The sequence below is a fragment of the Chryseobacterium sp. JV274 genome, assembly GCF_903969135.1.
Classification (GTDB): Bacteria; Bacteroidota; Bacteroidia; order Flavobacteriales; family Weeksellaceae; genus Chryseobacterium.
In genome coordinates this window covers 1,642,175-1,661,042 of sequence record NZ_LR824569.1, presented here as the reverse complement: position 1 = coordinate 1,661,042, position 18,868 = coordinate 1,642,175, and the positions used below count along the sequence as shown (strand labels likewise).

The following is an 18,868-nucleotide window of genomic DNA, read 5'->3' as shown; positions in this document are numbered from 1 at the left end:
CAGTTAAATTAGACTATGACGACACAAGATTTTATAGGAAAAGAAAATTTCACCATTCATACACAAACGGTTTCAGAAAGCTGCCCATCTAATATTGCCCTGATTAAATACTGGGGAAAATATGCGGATCAGATTCCTGCCAATCCGAGTATCAGTTATACCTTAAACCATTGTAAAACCAATACCTCAATGGAATTCATCGCGGATGGAGCTTTTTCGGTACAGACCTTTCTGGCTGGAAATGAAGAAGTGAAGTTTGCCGAAAAAATTGAGAAATATTTTAAAAATATAGAACAGTATCTTCCCTGGATTTTAAAAGGAAAATATATCATCAGAACAGAAAATACATTTCCCCACAGTTCAGGAATTGCAAGTTCAGCTTCAGGATTTGGAGCCATTGCAAAATGTCTGATGGCATTGGACACTTCATTTACAGGAAAAACTTCTGGAGAAGAATCTTTGAGAAAGGCATCATTTTTAGCAAGATTAGGAAGCGGAAGTGCATGCCGAAGTTTGTATAACGGACTTGTGGTATGGGGAAAAACTGATGAGGTAGAAGGAAGCTCAGATCTTTTCGGGGTACAGTATCCGGATGCTGAAATTCATGATGTATTCAAAAACTTTAACGACTGGGTTTTACTGATTCATGAAGGGCAGAAAAGTGTTTCCTCAACAGTAGGACACGGGTTGATGAATACCAATCCTTATGCGGAAAGAAGATTTCAGGAAGCAAGGGAAAACTTCGTCCCAATGAAAGAGATCCTGAAAAAGGGAGATATGGAACGTTTCATCAAGCTGGTAGAACATGAAGCACTTACACTACATGCGATGATGATGATGAGTGATCCTGCTTTTATACTCATGAAAACGGGTACTTTGGCGGTTATCAACAAAATCTGGGATTTCAGAAGAGAAACTGGCCTATCATTATTCTTTACGCTGGATGCTGGAGCTAATGTTCACATTCTGTTCCCAAATAATGGGACTGAAGAACAGATTAAAGCCTTTATTGAAGCTGAATTATTACAGCACACACAGAAAAATGGAGTAGTGAAAGATATTATGAAGTTCTAGTATGCAAAAGAAAAAACTTTATATTCTCATTGCTGTTTTTATTGCTGTATTACTTATGTTTTTTACTGAATATGAAGTAGGGACGGAAACAGGCAGCTGGGGTAGAAACAGAACTATTAACTGGGGCTGGAACTTTGGATTTTAATATAAAAATAGCATTGAATATTTAATAAAAGTGGGTTAAAGCCCACTTTTTTTATTAATCTTCAGTAACAACAGTTTCACGTTCGCCATCTTCTTTTTTTCCTTCTTCTATCATAATTTCAGCCTCTGCTTTCTCTTCGGAAGTCGCTGTTTCAATCAATTCTTCCTGTTCATCGTTGTGATGGTCTATGAAAAATTCGCAGTATACCGGAAGGTGGTCTGAACCAAAATTTTCCAATGTCTTCAGCTGTTTAATAAAAATATCTTCACTATGAAACATCAGATCGATAGGAAATCTTAAAAGACGGTATTTCGCATGGAAGGTAGAAACAAAAGAATGCCCGATTCTCGGATCTATCAGATGACTTGTTTTTCTGAAAAGAACAGATGATCTTGACCATGCAACATTATTGAAGTCTCCCACTACAATAACAGGTTTTTTAATGTCTTTTACACATTTGGCAGTACTTAGAAGATCGCCGTCTCTTTCCTTTGAAGTTTCTTCTTCCGTAGGACTCGGCGGCGGCGGATGAACCCCGAAGAAAACAAAAGAAAAACCAGCAGCTGTTTTCATATGGATCTCAATACTCGGAATATCATCAGCTACAAAATAATGGGTCTTTGCTTCTTTGATTTCAATTCTGGAATAGAAATGCATGCCGTAAGTATTTTCAAGAGTCACTTTATGTTGGAAGCCGTATTCTTTTTCTAAAGATCTCATAGCATTTTCCCAATCACCATTGCTTTCCATAGTCATGAAAAAATCAGGATTATGTTTTTTAATAAGTCCGGTGAATTTCTCATATTCTTTATTGAACTGATAAACATTGGCAGAAATAAAATGCAGTTTATCAGAAGATTTGTGACGCTGTCTGTGTTTTTTTACGGGGTAAAAACGGGTGTATTTGATGAGGGTATGGCTGTGATGAACAAATAAGACCAGCAAAAGCCCCTGGTAATACCATAAATATCCATTAGAATCAGTAAAAAGGCCTAACAGAAAAGTAAGAAATATAAGGTAGGTGATCTGTATTTTAGCAAATTCTGGCACCCTGAATATCCAGTGTGAATGCTGAATTTTTGGCAGTATTGTCATGACCAGCAGAAGTATGGCCAAAGTCAGATAAATAATCCACATAAAAGCTCTGAAATAATTTTGACCACAATTTAAGGAAAATGAATTTTAAAATTTGTTAATCAATTTAAATTTTATTTTATCTATTTTTAATTATCTAAATCTATACTATGAATAAAATAATTATATTTCTTCTTCTGATCAGTATTTCGGGTTTCGGTCAGCAGAATAAAGATATTGAAAAACCTATCCGTAACTTATTCCTTGGTATGAAAAATGCAGATCCGGAACTGGTAAAATCGGCCTTTGCTGAAAATGCCGTTCTTCAAACGATCACGAAGGATGGTGCTGTAAAAAGTGACAGCATACCGGATTTTGTTGCTTCGGTTTCAAAATTTACAAAAGGAGATCTGGATGAAAGGATTGTTATAGAAGCCATTCATACAGATGGAAACCTGGCCAGTGTATTTACACCTTACTCTTTTTACTTAAAAGGGAAATTATCACATTGCGGGGCTAATAGTTTTCAGCTGGTAAAGCAGAATAACGAATGGAAAATCCAGTATATTATTGATACAAGAAGAAAAGACAGCTGTAAAGAAATACAATAATAAAGTTCAATTGAAAATTAGTTTAAAATAGAAAATGAAGATCCATCATATTGCAATCATCTGCTCAGATTATGCCGTTTCAAAGAAGTTTTATACGGAAATTTTAAACCTGAATATCATCCGGGAAGTATATCGGGAGGAAAGACAGTCTTATAAACTTGATCTCGCTATCGGAGATCATTATGTGATTGAGCTGTTTTCTTTTCCCAATACTCCACAACGCCCGTCACGTCCTGAAGCATGCGGTTTAAGACATCTTGCTTTTTCTGTTGAGAATGTCTCGGAAAAACGGAATGAACTGCTAGGAATGGGATTGGATTGTGAAGAAATCCGTATAGACGAATTCACCGGAAAAGAATTTTTCTTTACCCAGGATCCCGACCAATTGCCGTTAGAGTTTTATGAAATGTAAAAATTAGTGTGCATAGCCTGCAAAGAAACTCACTGCCATAATCGCTAAAACAATAGAAGAAATGACTACATATACGTAGTCTTTTTCTTTTAGATAGCCTATTAAAGCGAAAACAATTCTCATTAAAGGGGTGAAGATCAACAGAAGAATTCCCAGCTGAATAATAGCCATTCCTTCTCCTTTACACAGGGAATTCCAGAAATGTCCCCATACTTTCTCTGAAGAAGTACCTACCACAAGGCTGGTATATTTTTCGGGCATTTTGAAACCCTCAAAAAATAACTTGATAAAACCAATCAGGGATGTTGCCACAGAAAGAATAACACCCAATCTCAGAAGGTTTCCTACGGAGCGGTTCAGATCTACATCTGTAAAATTCTTTTTCATTATCTGAAGCTTTTGTTGATACCGTTATACATCATATAAACCGAAAGAATGGTAATCACAATGGCAAAAAATACCTTTAATTTTTTTGTTTTTGATACCATCAGTGTTTTTGAACCAATAAAACTTCCGATGACAACTCCTATCAATACCGGAGCTACAATGACAGGAATAATTTCTCCTCTCTGGAAATAGATCAGTGCACTCGCTACTGCCGTTACTCCGATCATAAAATTACTGGTCGTTGTAGATACTTTGAAAGGCAGTTTCATCATATTATCCATTGCCAATACTTTCAGCGCACCAGAACCTATTCCTAATAACCCAGACATTGCACCGGCAAACATCATCATCAAAAATCCAGGAACTGTATTTCTTGCAGAATAGTTTTTCAATATTCCTTTATCAGGGAATGTTCCGTACAATTTCAGTTTATCTTCAAGACTTCCTTTGATCAGAGGTTCCTGGTGATCGGGCTTTCCTTTAAGATTTAAAATAACCGTTAAAAGAAGAATACTTGCGAAAATAATTCCGATTGTATTGGGGTTAAGCATTCCGGAAACCAGAGCACCCGCAATAGCTCCTGCTGTGGTGGCAATTTCGAGAAACATCCCGATTCTCATGTTGGTAAATCCTTCTTTGACGAAAGCTACGGCCGCGCCGGAAGAGGTACCAATCACTGAAATAAGTGAAGCACCGATAGCATAATGCATTGGAACGCCGAATCCCAGCGTTAATAAAGGAATGATAATAACTCCTCCTCCTAAACCCGTAAGTGAACCTAAAAGACCAGCGGAAATTGCGCCAAGGAAGAGTATGATGATTTCTGACATACTACAAATAATGTTACAAATATAAAATTATTGTAGTAGTCTGCCAAACATTTGAAAAAGATAAATTTAACGTATTTTTGCATGCATGAAAAATGTAATGAAATTATTTTATGTTATCCTTGGGGCAACTCCTAAAGGAAGAAATATTGAGCAGCACGATGTTTTCTTCGGAATAGCAGAGAATCTTAAAGATTTGATTCCGGATATGAAAGAGTTTTGGAAGGAAGCAGAAGGTAAAATTCACCTGGATTGTTATCAGGAAGTCAAATTTGCTGACGGCTATGAAGTGGAAATTGTAGAGAAGGAAGAGAAATCATCAGAAGACCAATTGTTTTTCCTCAATCTGGGAGGGTATAAGCCGGGGTTTTTTGAAGAATTCCATGAGCAGCATTTAATGGTGGGGCAGTCTATGGGAGAGATTGTAAAAAGGGCAAAAGCTACCGAGTTTTATCAGACAATGGGCTTTGAAGGAGCTGTAAGCCATATTGATGATAAGCATGGAGTGGATATTGATGATATTTTCAATGTGAGTGATATTCTTCCTGCCTATATGAAAGAAAAATACACTATCATTCTTAAAAAATCTGATGCAGAAAATCAGGAGAACCCGATGGGACTTGGGTATTTAAAAATCGATAAAATTCAATAAGAAGTAAATTTAATAAAAATAAAAAATGAAAATAGGAATTCTGGGAGGCGGACAGCTGGGAAGAATGCTGATACAAAGTGCACTGAAGTATGACGATGAGTTTTATACTCTGGATCCGGCTTCTGATGCGCCATGTCATAACATATCGTATTTTACACAGGGAAATTTTAATGACTATGATACAGTTCTGAACTTCGGTAAAGACAAGGATGTTGTAACCATTGAAATAGAACATGTAAATGCTGATGCATTGGCAGAACTTGAAAAGCAGGGAATAAAAGTTGTTCCTAATGCCAGTATCATCAAAACGATCCAGCAAAAGATCCTTCAGAAAGAATTTTATAAAAGCCATGATATCCCAAGCCCGGAATTTCAGGTAGTTTGGAATAGTGATGAGAAAATCATTATGCCATTGCCGTTTGTTCAGAAAATGAATACAGGCGGATATGACGGAAAAGGAGTACAGGTGATCAAAACGCAAGAAGATTATCAACACTTATGGACGGAAGCTTCTGTCATTGAAAGTCTGGTAGATATTGAAAAAGAGCTTTCCGTAATTGTGGCAAGAAATGAAAAAGGAGAAACCAATATTTTCCCGGTGACGGAAATGGTTGCTGATCCCAAATTAAATCTATTAGACTTCAATGTATGTCCGGTTCTTTTAACAGAAGATGTTCAGAACCAGATTGATTCCATAACAGAGAAATTTCTAAATGCGGTGAACTCTCCGGGATTGTTTGCTATCGAATTATTTCTTGACAAAGAAGGAAAAATATGGGTGAATGAAACCGCTCCGAGACTGCACAATTCAGGACATCAGAGCCAGGAAGGAAATACCAATTCTCAATTTGAGCAGATGTACCGAGTGGTGAAAAACTTACCTTTAGCCGATACTGATGCTATCACTTACAGCGGAATGCTGAATCTTGTTGGAGCAGAAGGATACGCTGGAAAAGTAGTCTATGACGGAATGGAAGACGTTCTTAAGTTACCTGAAACCTACATCCATTTATATGGGAAAACAGAAACCAAGCCAGGAAGAAAAATGGGACATATCAATGTTCTTGCAGACTCCAGAGAAGAACTTATGGAAAAGCTTGTTATTGTAAAAGGTATGATGAAAGTAATTTCCGAGTAATCCGTTTAAAATAATTAAAAGGGAGCTGTTTAAAAATTTAAACAGCTCCCTTTTTTGTTATACGGTTATTCAATAGGAGCGGGCTTTAGCCCGTTTATAAAATGATTATAAATTCAATTGGCTTTAGCCAAAACTTAAAAGCTAAAATCTAATGCTATTGATGATTTAATTGTTTTGATTTATCAAGGATTTTTAACCACCTCGATACTGTCTTTCTTATAATTGTATTTGATATAGCTTCCTAAAGCTGTTGACAGAACTGAAAATTCTTCCAGTTTTGTAAGCGGAGCATAGAGTTTAAAAGTACAGATATCCGTTGCAGAAATAAAAGGATTAGTGACTAAATGGCTGTGGGTAGCCATTGTTACAGTACCCCCGTTTTCCAATGACGTAAAAGCCGGAATAAGCCTTGAATGAAATTTTTTACTGGAAATAATAGTACCCTTTTTATCAGAAATAAAAAGATAATCATTTCCGAAGGGGATGACTCCGGACTGTGCAGTACCTGGTATTAAATATACCTTATAGTTTTCATTAAACGGAATAATAATCATATTAAGACTATATCCCTGTGGTACCGTTACCTCATATTTTGGATCATATAACTGTGGTATAATGGCTGATCGGATATTTTTTAATGTGCTTTCAGTTTCATTAAGTTCTCTTTGCTTATAACTTTCATCTATTGGTTTTGTTTGGTTATTTTTAAAAGAAAATTCGGCGATGATCAGATTACTGCTTTTATTAAGAAAAGCTGTTTTTATATTATTATCGTTGGTTTGATAGGTGATGTAGCTTCCGGTATTTTCAGCCAAATTTTTGTTATTGCCTACAAGATCTCCGGCATGCCATGATGCACTTTCATATGAATAGAGTAGGTTTCCTTCTGCTTTGATGGAATCTAGTTTCTGCCGGAGCTCCTTATCAGAAAGAGTAAGGCTTTGTGCAGAGATAATCATTGAAACTAAAAAGAATAATAATCCGATAGTTGGTCTCATAGGTTATTTTTTGAGCCAAAATACGAAATTGATAGATTCTAAAAAGGTATTGTTATCATTTTTCCTTTATATTCTCCATTTACAATTTTAAAAAGAGCAACATAACCTCCCGCTCCGTCAGAATTAATAGTTGTGATATATAACGTATCGTTTTTACGGTCAAAATGACATTCCGTAAATTCATTGTTAGGATTAAAGAGATTTTCAATCTCCCGGTTAGGAATCTGAACTTTTTTATCTCCAATCTGTACCGTAATAGATTGGTAATAGGTTTGAGGAATGGTGCCGTCTGTTCCCCATATGGGTTGCCCTTTATATTTATCCTCAATTTTTTGCCCGTTATAATCAGATGAAGAAAAGAATTTTTTATTTTCCTTGTAATTGAACTTCCCTGAAATGATATCTACCTTGATATTCCCAGATTTGAAAACCGCTTTATTTTCATTCCTTACTATAGGAGAAACAGGTTCGTAAGATTCTATCAATTGTACTCTTGAACTATGGATGTAGCCTATTATTTTGTCATTATAATAAACATTCAGCCAGTTTTTGTTCTTCTCATCCGGTTCATAAGCGTAGACAATTTCATCAGAATTGACCTTTCCTACAATCTTACTTTTAGCATCTGCATTCTCCCTCACATTTACATAACCATCTTTGTCTACAATTTTAGCAAACTGAGCAAAAGACATTTGTATGCTTAGAATTGCTACTAACAGGAATACTTTGTTTGCTTTCAATGGTTTATATGTTTTTTTTGTTAAAATAATAGTTGTGATGGAATCTACAATCAAGGCCGAGATATTTTACTAAAGAAAACTAAAAGAGAGAACTTATTATTCGATTATGGTAACTTCCAGCATCCCTCTTTTAGCTTCCAGCTTTAAAAAGCTTTATTTAAAAATCTTCTGAATCACATTTCCAATCTCTACAAAATCCCCATGATTTCCTACGGAACGTATTTCGGGACTGTTTTTATCATATTCTGAGAAAGGGAAAATCAAAAGATAATTGTTGTCTTTCAGATTTCTGTTGAGAAGTTCCGGGATCAGTCTCATTCGTGGAATATAGGATTTCATGCCTCGTTTTGCCATCAGGATAATCAACGCTTCATCATCTTTCAGCTGGGCAGCGGTTCTTTCGCCATCCTGCCATGTGCTCATAATGATAAATTCTGCTTCTATACTGGCCTTTTTCATAATTTTCTGTAGAATATCAATGATATTTTCAGGGGCATAAAAAACAACTGTAGCTCCGGAATTTCTGGCAATATTCCAGACCCTAAGCAATGCATGGAAGAATCCTGCATCCTTATCGGCATTCTCAGGAATCATGACGGCATATTTCTTTATGGTGGAAAGCGGTTGTGCAGCATGATATACCAGCACATTCACATCATCATTCTGCAGGTAACCGTTGTAAAGATTATAGACAAAAGAAGGTGAGAATCCTTTTTCATCCTCCAATCCGATGATGAGGTCTGTGATTTTCTGTTCTTTAATCACATTATTTACTCCATTGACAACATCATTGTCATATCTTTTTAGGGCTTGCAGTTTCACATCTGCGGCTGCGGCTGCATCTGCGGCCTGATGAAGAAGTTTCTCAGCATTTTTTACTGAAGATTCATTTTTATCTTCATTGATGACGTTCAGGGCAAACAGATCTTCTGTATTGGAATGTGCTTTAATCAGAATTCCAAGATTCACCATTCGCTCAACAGTAGCCTCATGGTTGATGGCCAACAGAATGCTTTCTTCTTCATGCGTATTTCCGGAAACGGTATCTTCATTATCACTTTCAGCAATTTTCTGAGCACTTGCCATAGAAATAAAAGAGGAAATGGTACATGAAATCAGGATCAGAAGGATACTTCCGTTCAGTACATGTTCATTTAGTAATCTTACAGGTTCTCCGGTTTCGGTTTCGGAAAGGATGATGTTGTATCCTACCATTACTGAAGCCAGTGTTGCAGCTGCAGAGGCAGAACTTAACCCAAAGATAAGTTTTCCTTCCTCTTTGGTCAGTCTGAATGTTTTTTGAGTTGCTACCGCAGAAAGATATTTTCCTCCTATGGACGCTACCAGCATAATTCCGGCAACTTCCAGTGTTTCCCAGCTTTTAAAGAACACTTTAAAATCAATCAGCATTCCTACACTGATCAGGAAAAACGGAATAAAGATGGCATTTCCTACAAATTCAACTCTGTTCATCAAAGAAGAAGTATGAGGAATAAGTCTGTTTAAGGCTAATCCTGCAAAGAATGCCCCGATAATGGCTTCCACACCCGCAAGTTCCGCAAGCATCGCTGCCAGATAAATCATGACCAATACGAAAATATACTGTGAGATTTTATCATCTACTCTTTTGAAAAACCAACGTCCTATAATCGGAAAGACAATGAGTACAATCAGTGCAAAAACAATGAAAGAAACAGATAGTTTAACCCAAAATTCTGTCCCTACATCTCCCTGGGACATTCCCACAATTATGGCAAGTACCAATAAGGCCAGGATATCCGTGATCATTGTACCTCCAACGGTGATATTAACAGCCTTGTTTTTGGCAATTCCCAATTTACTTACTAATGGATAGGCAATAAGAGTATGGGATGAAAAAAGACTGGCAAACAGAATGGAAGTCAGCATTGAAAAGTGCAAAATATAATATCCTCCAAGATATCCCAGTACAAAAGGAACGGTGAAGGTATAGATACCAAAGGTGAGACTTTTCCACTTGTTCTTTTTAAAATCTCCCATATCAATTTCTAGACCCGCCAGGAACATAATATAGAGTAGTCCGGTGGTTCCCGTTACAACAATACTGCTGTCTCTGGACAATACATTGAATCCGTTCGGACCAATGATAGCTCCGGCGATGATAAGCCCCAAAAGGTGGGGAACTTTAATTTTATTAAGAAGCAATGGCGCTGCCAAAATAATGACCAGTACCAACAGGAACTTCAGTACCGGATCTTCTATAGGAAGACTCAGGTTGTGTATACTCAGTAAAATCATAAGTGTTTATTTTGTGGAACGAACTAATTCAACAGAGAACTTAGCGGTACAGCCATCAGATGTGATAGTTCTTGTGCCTTTGATCTTGTTGTCTGAAATATCATTAAGAAGAACGTTCATTTCTACATTCTTTTTGGCAGTAGAATCTGTTTTGAAAGACAACCTGATCTCATTGTTTTCAAACTTGCCTGTATATAGCCTTACCAGATTATTGTTATTGATGATTTTGGTAATAGGCTGGGTAGAATCGTTATCAAACTCCCAGATGTCAGTACGCTGGTCACCCACAGCATACTCACTGCAGTTAGACTCTGTACAGATTACTTTTCCATTCCATGGACCGGAAATTTCAGCGGGCCATGAAGAAGTAATAACTACCGAATCTTTTTTAGCAAAAATACTGTCTCTCATTTTCAGGAGCGACTGATATTCGGATTCTTTCTTCGCGAATACTTTTTCTTTTTCTAATAATTGTTTTTCCCTGTCTGTCAGGTTTTTCTCCTTCTCTTTGTAATCACAGCTTACAAGAAAAAAAGAGGCGACCAGAAATAAAAAAAATGTGTTTTTCAGCATATTGTATAGGTTGGAGTATACAATATAGGAAAAATGGAGGGAATATGAAAATACTCCCTGATGATGTTCTTTAGTATTCTAAAGGAATAAAGACAATTCCCGACACGTCAAACCCTTGTATATTGGTCTTCCAGACAGGAGATGTTTTTACGATATTGGTGAGTTGTTTTTTGATGGTATCAGAAATATTCAAATTTTTTATTTCCACAAAAGTTGGAACTCCGTTTGGCTCTATATCTAAAATAAGAACAGAATTTCCTTTCTCTTTTTTCTTATATTTCTTTTCCAAGGCCGGATATATGTTTTTTTCAATCCATTGATACAATGCTGCTTCACCACCTTCGAATTCAGGATGCGGAGGTTTATTGTCTTTAAATTTTGGAGGAAGATCCTTGGGGTAAGAGGTCAGATTTGAATTTTCTTTGACTAATGTTAGCACTCCTTTTTTATTGGGACTATAGATTTTATGGTTGATTTTTTCTGTGGTAAGATCAATATCTACAAAATGAATTTCTGCGTTGTTAATTCTGTAAATACCTCTGTGAGTTTCTTCCCCAGATATTTTTTTAACAAGAGCATTTTCTCTGATAGTATCCCCTTTATTAGGAATCAGATATAATTCCTGATCCGTTTCTTTGTCTTTTTTGTTTTGAATATAGATTTTGTAATCAAAACTTTTCAGTTTGATATCTTCCCTGGGCTCTGCTTTTTGAGAAAGATAAAATGCAGGAAGAAGTAAAACAGTAATGATGGATAGTTTTTGCTTCATGGTTATAAAGTTGTGTTTGGACAAATGTAAAGAAATTCTGATACTTACCTATAAATTTTAATCGAATTTAATGGTTAGAAATGCAATACAGCAAATAAAAAAATGAGGAAATTTTTCACATATTATGATACTTTCTGCCTCCTGAACATCTCCGGTTTGTAATTAATAATAAAAACGCCACAGATGATCATAACAGCTGCAAGAATAAACTTGAAAGTCACTTTCTCATCCATAATCAGCCAGCCTAAAAATATAGCAATGATGGTATTGATATAGGCCAGAATAGAAACCTGTACCGGCGAAATTTTTGTCAGTGCATAATGGAAGGCAAAAAAAGCGGCTACTGAACCAAAAACAGAAAGGTATAACATGGCTGAAATACTCTTTACAGACCAGTTTCCAAAGTTATAATTTTCAGAAAACAGGAATGCAAAAATAATCTGAACAACCCCTGCAAACAGGAACTGATAGAACAGATTCAACGTTATATTTCCGCTCTGGATATTTAATTTTTTGGTGAAAATGGTTCCGGAAGCCCAGCCTGCAATGGCACAGAAGAGGAAAATCATCCCCATTCTGTAATCAGGGTTGGCAAGATCTTGCAGTCCATCCCAAAAAATAAAAAGAATTCCGCTGAAACATAACAAGACGCCACTAAGAGCCCGTAAACTGAACTTTTGTAATCCCACAGCTACACTTCCCAAAAAAACAAGGATAGGAGAGCAGGCACTGATCAGTGAGGCAAGACTGCTCGAAACAGTTTCCTCAGCGACTGTAGTCATACCATTAGCGACAACCAACATCAGGGAAGAAAAAACAACCTGATATCCTAAGCTTTTCCAGCCAATCCATTTGAATTCCTTTCTCGAAAGTAGAACGACAAGCATAATGAGAGAAGCCAAAAACTGACGGATTCCTGCTACAAACCAGGCAGGAATGGTTTCCACAGCTACACGTATAGCCAAAAATGTAGTTCCCCAGACCATAGCAACGGTAAGAACAGCAAAAATAAGTTTATAGTCTTTCAATGTAAATAAGTAGTGTAACACACAAATGTAGAGGTTTTGAAGAAAAAAGAATGGGTACAGTTGTTTTAATTTTTGATGATACAGATGGGAAAAGGGGAAATAATTGATGATTGATTGGATTTTGTTTGATTGTGATAAAAGAACTTCCTGCTTCCTTCTTCCAACTTCCCGCTTTATTTTTTTATCTTTGAAGATCTAATAAAATTGAAGATGGTAGGAATTATTATGGGCAGTCAGAGTGATCTGCCGATCATGGAGCAGGCTGCAAATTTTCTTAAAAGCCTGGATATCCCTTATGAACTAACTGTAGTTTCAGCACACAGAACACCGGAAAGAATGTTCGATTATGCAAAAACCGCTCAGGAAAGAGGGTTGAAAGTAATCGTAGCCGGAGCCGGAGGGGCGGCACACCTTCCGGGAATGGTGGCAAGCTGTACAACACTTCCGGTAATTGGGGTTCCGATCTTGTCCAGTAATTCAATAGACGGATGGGATTCTGTTTTATCTATTCTTCAGATGCCCGGCGGAATTCCGGTAGCTACTGTAGCTTTAAACGGTGCTTTGAATGCAGGAATTTTAGCGGCAAAAATTTTAGGAAGCGGAAATGAAGAAGTAGCAGCAAAACTTCAGAAATACCAGGATTCCCTAAAAGATAAAGTATTAGGAACGGTAGAGGATATCAAAGCCCAGCATCCAAATCATTTTGACAAATAGCTTATCTTTAAACTCAAAATAAAAGCCTCACTTTTCAGCGAGGCTTTTTTGTTTTTATTTCTTAATGAATTTTGAAGAAATTGTTTTTTCTTTTAGAATGAGCTGTAAAATGTAATTTCCTTTAGGTAAAGAGCTTACATTAATCATATCATTATTAGGATTTCCTTCTTTCACAAGCCTTCCGCTTGCATCATAAATTTTATAGCTTTTCATGTCCTTTAATCCTTCAATATGAATATCATCCACTGCTGGATTAGGATAAAGTGAAAGTTTTTTATTCAGTTTTAAATCAGATGAAGACAGTAAACAGTTTCCTACTGTATCACCGGTCATAATCCAGCCTTTATTGATAAGAATATCTCTTTTATCTGCCACGTTTGAAGCGTATTTAAATCCTGTTACAGGACCTAATGCAACGTTGTTTGCCGTATTGGGGTTGTCTGCCCATCCCAGAAGTGTTTTGCTGTAATTTTCACAATTGAGCGCAGCTAAATTTAATGCAGCATTAGCATTTGTAACAGAAGCTAAGTTCCAGTTCCCTAGGGGCTGATTATAACTTGAAGCACCGTTGAGAATCTGGTCTATTCTGGTGACCTTGGTCATGTCCCAGTTTTCCAAAGGTTGATTAAAGGTTGAACAACCATGAAAAACATGAGCCATATTGGTAACCTTAGACGTATTCCAATTGAGCTGCTGATTGAAAACAGGGATCACATGAAACATAAAATGCATATCCTCAAGACTAGAAGTATCCCAGTTGTCCAGACGTTGATTGAAACTTAAACACTGCCCAAACATCCAGCTCATATCTGTCACTTTTGAAACGTCCCAGCTATTGAGAGTTTGGTTAAAAACGGTCCTGTTTCCAAACATATAGCTAAGGTTTGTAGCAGAAGACATATTCCAACTGTCAAGATAGGGTGGATTAAACTGATCTGTAATTGTTACCGGAGAAACATCAAATAAAAGCGAAAACATAAAACTGAAATTTTTGATTTTCGAAGTCTCCCAGTTTTGCATGGAGCTGGCACCCATAAAGCTGGTTGTACCATAAAACATAAAAGAAGCATCATCAACATTATTAAGATCAGGACTGTCTGTTGCGGTAAGAATCATTAGCCTGCACAAACTGAATGCACTGTTCATTGTTGTCCATGAAATATTTCCCCATTGTTCTATTTCCAGTAATTTGTCTGTACTTCCATTGATCTGCCAGATAGGAAATAACTGCTCAGGAAGTGTCATCATCTGTGGTGACCCGAATTTTATTTGTTTGAATTCCCCATTTCCATTACTTACTTTTACTCTGTATTTTGCATCATTTCCGTCTGAAAGTGATATGCCAAAATCAATCAGGACCTGTTTCGTAGAAGTGACATTGGTAAGAGAGCCGTTGTGCTGGGGATAGCCTATTTCCTCCCAGTAAATATCATAATTATCACCAATTCCGGGAAACCATATTTGCTGAGGACTAGCCTGATAGGGAGCGTCTACATTTACTGCAGGTAATGCCGTAGAAGCAGGTTTCCAGATCGTGATAAATTCATCCTGAGCTCTCACCATGAAAATCAGTATTAGAAAAAAGAGTGTTGAAATTTTTTTTAATAGCATGTTCAGTGTTATTTCTTTATGAATTTTAAATTCCGGATATTCTCTTTTGAATAAAGCTGTAAAATATAATTCCCTGGAATTAAAGCTTGAATATTGATCTGCTCACTCACCAGATCTCCACTTGAAACGATTCTTCCGCTCGCGTCAATAATTTTAAAGTCTTTAGCATTGGAATTTTTTACATAAATAATGTCTGTGGCAGGATTTGGGTAGATATTGATTTCACCTTTTATCTTTACATCAGAAGTTCCAAGGAAGGATTGACATTCTCCGTTATATGTATCTCCACTGATTGCCCAGCCTTTATTGTTAATCAGATTGTTTCTCGCAGTTACTGCTGCATTATGGGAATAAGTAAGAGGAGAAATTGAGGTTAGGCTAATGTCATTTGGTGTTGAAGGATTCAGGCTCCAGCCATACAGCGTGCTGTCATAATTCTGGCAGTTCAGCGCAGAATTTTTGAACATATTGGAAGCGTACAATAATGAACTGAGATTCCATTTTCCCAGGTTCTGGTTGAAAGCAATGGCATTGTTGAACATGCTGTTCATACTTTTTACTAAACTGACATTCCATTTTCCTATATCCTGATTGAAGCTTTTTGCTCCGTTGAACATGTCCTGCATCCATTCTACTTTTCTGGTATCCCAATTGGAAATATTGCTGTTAAAATTCTCAGCATTATAAAACATACCATTCATAATGGTGACACTGCTTGTATTCCACATAGATATATCCTGATTGAAAGCTTTTGCACCATTAAACATATGATTCATTTCTATGATTTTTGAAGTATTCCAGTCTTTAAGGGGATAATTAAATTTCGTAGCCCCGGAAAACATAAACTCTGAATCAAGATTATTAGACATATCCCAGTTTCCAATAGGGCGGTTGAATTCAGCGGCTCCATTAAACATAGCCGTAGTAGAAGTTACTTTAGAAGTATCCCAGTTATCTAATGGTTGATTGAAAAGTTTAGCTACATTGAACGTGATAGCCATTATGGTTACATTGGAAGTGTTCCAGTTTCCAACCGGCTGATTAAAAACGAAACATCCTGTAAATGTTCCAAGTAATGTAGTTACATTGGATGTATTCCAGTTATTTATAGTAGGATTTCCCACTAAGCCATAACAACCTGAAAACATGTAAGACAAATCAGTTACCTCCTTCAGATCAGGAATGTCTGTGGCGGTAAAATCTAAAATTTTGCATGCCTGAAATGCCTGTTCCATAGAAGACCACTGAATATTTCCCCATTGTTCTATCAATTGTATTTTATGAACATCTCCTACAATTCCGTTGTCATTAAATATGTCCCAGTCAGCAAATCTTATCTGGTGAAAATTTCCGTTTCCATTACTTACTTTTAACCGGTAAGTGGCATCTGATGGATTGGGGTTGTGCGGAACTCCGAAATCGATCAGGGTCTGATAAGCAGAAGTTACATTCGTTAAGGTCGCATTGTGTGAAGGATAGCCTATTTCTTCCCAATAGATTTTATAGTTTGTTCCTCTTCCTGGAAACCAGATTTGATTATTATTTGAGTTAACAGGAATTCCTGCATAAGGATAGGAAGGCGGGGTAAGACTGGGTTTCCATACCGTGATAAATTCATTTTGTGCCTTTACCAGGAATATCAGCAAAAGAAAAATGAGTGTTGGAATTTTTTTTAAAATCATGATTATCGTTTTATGGTATTAGGTTATTGTTTAATGAATGGAAATGAATGAATCTTATTCTCTGTCAAGACCTGCAGAATATAATTTCCCGGAGACAAAAGTCTGACAGTAATTTCTTCATGTTTCAGATTGTCTTTGGCAACAGTTCTTCCACTCATATCAGTTATAATATAACTTTCCGGCTTCGGAATGTTTTTCAGATAAATATGATCTTTTACAGGATTGGGATAAATGGAAGCTGTATTGATGGTTGCCGTTTCAGAAGTTGAAAGTGTTTGATTGCAGAGTCCATTGTAAACATCACCGGATATCGTCCAGCCTTTATTATTGATTAAATAATTTCTTGCAGCTACAGCATCAGCATGAGAATAGACCAATGGTGATGCATTTGATAGATTAATATTAGCAGGTGTTGATGAGCTTTGACTCCATCCGTAAAGGGTTTTATCATAATTCAGGCAGCTCATAGCAGAGTTGAGAAACATACCGGTAGCGGTTGTTAATGAACTTAGATTCCATCTTCCAATATTTTGGTTAAAAGCGGTGTCATGGAACATTTCATTCATATTAGTGACATTTCCTGTATTCCAGTTTTGAATATCCTGATTGAAGTTGTGAGCAGTATGGAACATATGCTCCATGGTGGTAACTTTTGCGGTATTCCATTTTCCCAAAGGCTGGTTGAATGCTGTATTGTCAAACATATATGACATATCTGTAACATTGGAAGTATCCCAGTTTCCCAATGGTTGGTTAAAGAGATAATCATCACCAAACATATAATACATATCTGTAATTGTAGAGGTGTTCCATGTATTGAAAGAAGGATTGCCGAGTAATGAAGTACATAAATAAAACATCTGACGCAAACTGGTTACCATACTGAGGTCTGGTACATCAGTAGCTGTCACATCCATATAGTCGCAGAATACAAAAGCATTGTCAAAGCTTTTCCATTTTATATTTCCCCATTGAGTAATTTGTGTGATTTTCGTGCGGTCAGGGGCATTATAAGTGGGAATTATTGTATTATCAAAAAACCTCACCTGATCAAAGCTGCCGGTTCCGTCACTAATTTTGATTCTGTAGCTGGCCTGGGCAGAAGATGGATTTAATGGTGTTCCTAAGTTGATAGTAAATTCAGTAGTTGAGGTTACATTGTGCATTGTTCCGGTATGTTGCGGATATCCTACCTCTTCCCATGACACCTGGAAGTTAGTTCCTCGGCCGGGAAATTTAATGAGCTGTGCATTTTGGGGTTTCCAAATGGTGATGAACTCATTTTGTGCTTTTATTGTGAGTATCAACAATAGGAAAATGAGTAACGAGATTTTTTTTAAAATCATGATTATAGTTTATGGTATTAGTTTTAAGGTGAAAATAGAAATGAGTGAATATTTTTAATTATATCTCTATTTTATGATATAAATATACAGAAATTTTAAAATATTAGTAATATTATTCGTTAATGTTTTAAGTATTTTTTATTTTGATCAAATAAAAAACTCTCCGTTTTGGAGAGTTTTATTTTATTCCTGAAGCATATTGTCACGTGTATTTTTCTGGACTGCGATGGCTCCGAAGAGAGCGAGCAGAAAGGCAAAGGCATAAAAACCTTTTTCACTCGGAAGAATAGTGGCGTTCCAAAGTCCAATGGCCAGCAATACAATAGATGATAATGTAGCAAACCAGCAGATCCCGTAATAAATGTCTGTTACCTGAATATTTTCTAACCTGTCACGTACTGCTTTTTGTAGAGAAACAACGGCAAATAGGCCATAAAGAAGAATAGTAAAATAATATCCTTTTTCATTCAGCAGCATTTCAGCTCTTGCAAGACCGACGATGAAACCAATCATTCCTGCTCCCAATGCTACCCATGATGCAGCGACGAATGCATTCGATACTCTTTGTTTTTTCATAGTTTAATGTTTTATTTAAGAGGGCTAAGATATTCATTTTTTATAAATAGAGCTCTAGCAGAGGGGAAATATGGGAAAAATACGGATTGTTATATTCATGGATTTTAAGTTTTGGCTAAAGCCGGTTGATTTTATTATAAAAACGGATTCCCTTCGTCTAAGCTCAGGATTATAGTCCGTTCTTATTGAATATGTATAGAATACCTCCAAATTCATAGTTCATAATCTATAATT

General features: G+C 36.5%; 20 protein-coding genes. 7 read left to right on the top strand and 13 right to left on the bottom strand.

Going from position 1 to position 18,868, the window contains the following annotated elements; genetic code table 11:
- The first annotated feature begins 15 nt into the window (after positions 1-15).
- Entirely contained in the window at positions 16-1,074 is a 1,059-nt protein-coding gene (locus CHRYMOREF3P_RS07705; RefSeq protein ID WP_180564319.1) for a diphosphomevalonate/mevalonate 3,5-bisphosphate decarboxylase family protein, read from the top strand.
- A 1-nt stretch (position 1,075) separates the two neighbouring features.
- Complete coding sequence (locus CHRYMOREF3P_RS07700; protein WP_180564318.1) at positions 1,076-1,219, top strand: hypothetical protein; 144 nt, start codon at positions 1,076-1,078, stop codon at positions 1,217-1,219.
- A 54-nt stretch (positions 1,220-1,273) separates the two neighbouring features.
- Here CHRYMOREF3P_RS07700 and CHRYMOREF3P_RS07695 read toward each other — a convergent pair whose 3' ends face one another.
- The gene (locus CHRYMOREF3P_RS07695; protein WP_180564317.1) at positions 1,274-2,356 is read right to left on the bottom strand and encodes an endonuclease/exonuclease/phosphatase family protein; all 1,083 of its coding nucleotides are present in this window, start codon (positions 2,354-2,356) and stop codon (positions 1,274-1,276) included.
- Between the two features lie 107 nt (positions 2,357-2,463).
- Between CHRYMOREF3P_RS07695 and CHRYMOREF3P_RS07690 the strand changes: the two genes are divergently transcribed.
- Entirely contained in the window at positions 2,464-2,904 is a 441-nt protein-coding gene (locus tag CHRYMOREF3P_RS07690; protein WP_077418404.1) for a nuclear transport factor 2 family protein, read from the top strand.
- 34 nt (positions 2,905-2,938) lie between these two features.
- A complete protein-coding gene (locus CHRYMOREF3P_RS07685) occupies positions 2,939-3,316 on the top strand; it encodes a VOC family protein (RefSeq protein ID WP_077418406.1) in 378 nt (125 codons plus the stop codon).
- A gap of 3 nt (positions 3,317-3,319) precedes the next feature.
- On the opposite strand, the gene CHRYMOREF3P_RS07680 is transcribed toward CHRYMOREF3P_RS07685, so the two are convergent.
- Entirely contained in the window at positions 3,320-3,703 is a 384-nt protein-coding gene (locus tag CHRYMOREF3P_RS07680; RefSeq protein WP_047378474.1) for a DUF1634 domain-containing protein, read from the bottom strand.
- Positions 3,703-4,533, bottom strand: coding sequence for a sulfite exporter TauE/SafE family protein (locus CHRYMOREF3P_RS07675; protein ID WP_077418408.1), 831 nt, complete (start codon positions 4,531-4,533; stop codon positions 3,703-3,705). The genes CHRYMOREF3P_RS07680 and CHRYMOREF3P_RS07675 overlap by 1 nt, the downstream gene beginning before the upstream one ends.
- A gap of 97 nt (positions 4,534-4,630) precedes the next feature.
- On the opposite strand from CHRYMOREF3P_RS07675, the gene CHRYMOREF3P_RS07670 reads away from it, so the two are divergent.
- Together CHRYMOREF3P_RS07670 and CHRYMOREF3P_RS07665 are read left to right on the top strand one after the other, a co-directional pair.
- Positions 4,631-5,182: a DUF1543 domain-containing protein gene (locus tag CHRYMOREF3P_RS07670; RefSeq protein WP_180564316.1), complete on the top strand. Its 552-nt coding sequence runs from the start codon at positions 4,631-4,633 to the stop codon at positions 5,180-5,182.
- A 25-nt stretch (positions 5,183-5,207) separates the two neighbouring features.
- Positions 5,208-6,320, top strand: coding sequence for a 5-(carboxyamino)imidazole ribonucleotide synthase (locus CHRYMOREF3P_RS07665; RefSeq protein ID WP_180564315.1), 1,113 nt, complete (start codon positions 5,208-5,210; stop codon positions 6,318-6,320).
- A gap of 182 nt (positions 6,321-6,502) precedes the next feature.
- On the opposite strand, the gene CHRYMOREF3P_RS07660 is transcribed toward CHRYMOREF3P_RS07665, so the two are convergent.
- From CHRYMOREF3P_RS07660 to CHRYMOREF3P_RS07635, 6 genes are all read right to left on the bottom strand, one after another.
- Positions 6,503-7,318 carry a hypothetical protein gene (locus tag CHRYMOREF3P_RS07660; RefSeq protein WP_180564314.1) on the bottom strand — a complete coding sequence of 272 codons (816 nt, stop codon included), beginning with the start codon at positions 7,316-7,318 and terminating at the stop codon, positions 6,503-6,505.
- A 38-nt stretch (positions 7,319-7,356) separates the two neighbouring features.
- Positions 7,357-8,058 carry an SH3 domain-containing protein gene (locus tag CHRYMOREF3P_RS07655; RefSeq protein ID WP_180564313.1) on the bottom strand — a complete coding sequence of 234 codons (702 nt, stop codon included), beginning with the start codon at positions 8,056-8,058 and terminating at the stop codon, positions 7,357-7,359.
- Between the two features lie 153 nt (positions 8,059-8,211).
- Complete coding sequence (locus CHRYMOREF3P_RS07650; protein WP_077418416.1) at positions 8,212-10,335, bottom strand: cation:proton antiporter; 2,124 nt, start codon at positions 10,333-10,335, stop codon at positions 8,212-8,214.
- A gap of 6 nt (positions 10,336-10,341) precedes the next feature.
- Positions 10,342-10,908, bottom strand: a complete 567-nt coding sequence (locus tag CHRYMOREF3P_RS07645; protein WP_077418418.1) for a hypothetical protein — start codon at positions 10,906-10,908, stop codon at positions 10,342-10,344.
- Between the two features lie 70 nt (positions 10,909-10,978).
- Positions 10,979-11,677: a hypothetical protein gene (locus CHRYMOREF3P_RS07640; protein ID WP_077418420.1), complete on the bottom strand. Its 699-nt coding sequence runs from the start codon at positions 11,675-11,677 to the stop codon at positions 10,979-10,981.
- A 122-nt stretch (positions 11,678-11,799) separates the two neighbouring features.
- Positions 11,800-12,705, bottom strand: a complete 906-nt coding sequence (locus CHRYMOREF3P_RS07635) for a DMT family transporter (protein ID WP_077418422.1) — start codon at positions 12,703-12,705, stop codon at positions 11,800-11,802.
- A gap of 210 nt (positions 12,706-12,915) precedes the next feature.
- On the opposite strand from CHRYMOREF3P_RS07635, the gene purE reads away from it, so the two are divergent.
- Positions 12,916-13,419: a 5-(carboxyamino)imidazole ribonucleotide mutase gene (gene purE, locus CHRYMOREF3P_RS07630; protein WP_077418424.1), complete on the top strand. Its 504-nt coding sequence runs from the start codon at positions 12,916-12,918 to the stop codon at positions 13,417-13,419.
- Positions 13,420-13,473: 54 nt separating this feature from the next.
- Here purE and CHRYMOREF3P_RS07625 read toward each other — a convergent pair whose 3' ends face one another.
- The 4 genes from CHRYMOREF3P_RS07625 to yiaA form a co-directional block, all read right to left on the bottom strand.
- On the bottom strand, positions 13,474-14,982 hold the full coding sequence (locus CHRYMOREF3P_RS07625) for a BspA family leucine-rich repeat surface protein (protein WP_232538981.1): 1,509 nt from the start codon (positions 14,980-14,982) through the stop codon (positions 13,474-13,476).
- Positions 14,983-15,038: 56 nt separating this feature from the next.
- The gene (locus CHRYMOREF3P_RS07620; RefSeq protein ID WP_180564311.1) at positions 15,039-16,712 is read right to left on the bottom strand and encodes a BspA family leucine-rich repeat surface protein; all 1,674 of its coding nucleotides are present in this window, start codon (positions 16,710-16,712) and stop codon (positions 15,039-15,041) included.
- A gap of 23 nt (positions 16,713-16,735) precedes the next feature.
- The gene (locus CHRYMOREF3P_RS07615; protein ID WP_180564310.1) at positions 16,736-18,058 is read right to left on the bottom strand and encodes a BspA family leucine-rich repeat surface protein; all 1,323 of its coding nucleotides are present in this window, start codon (positions 18,056-18,058) and stop codon (positions 16,736-16,738) included.
- A 183-nt stretch (positions 18,059-18,241) separates the two neighbouring features.
- Positions 18,242-18,634, bottom strand: a complete 393-nt coding sequence (gene yiaA, locus CHRYMOREF3P_RS07610; protein WP_034699887.1) for an inner membrane protein YiaA — start codon at positions 18,632-18,634, stop codon at positions 18,242-18,244.
- Positions 18,635-18,868: the final 234 nt, after the last annotated feature.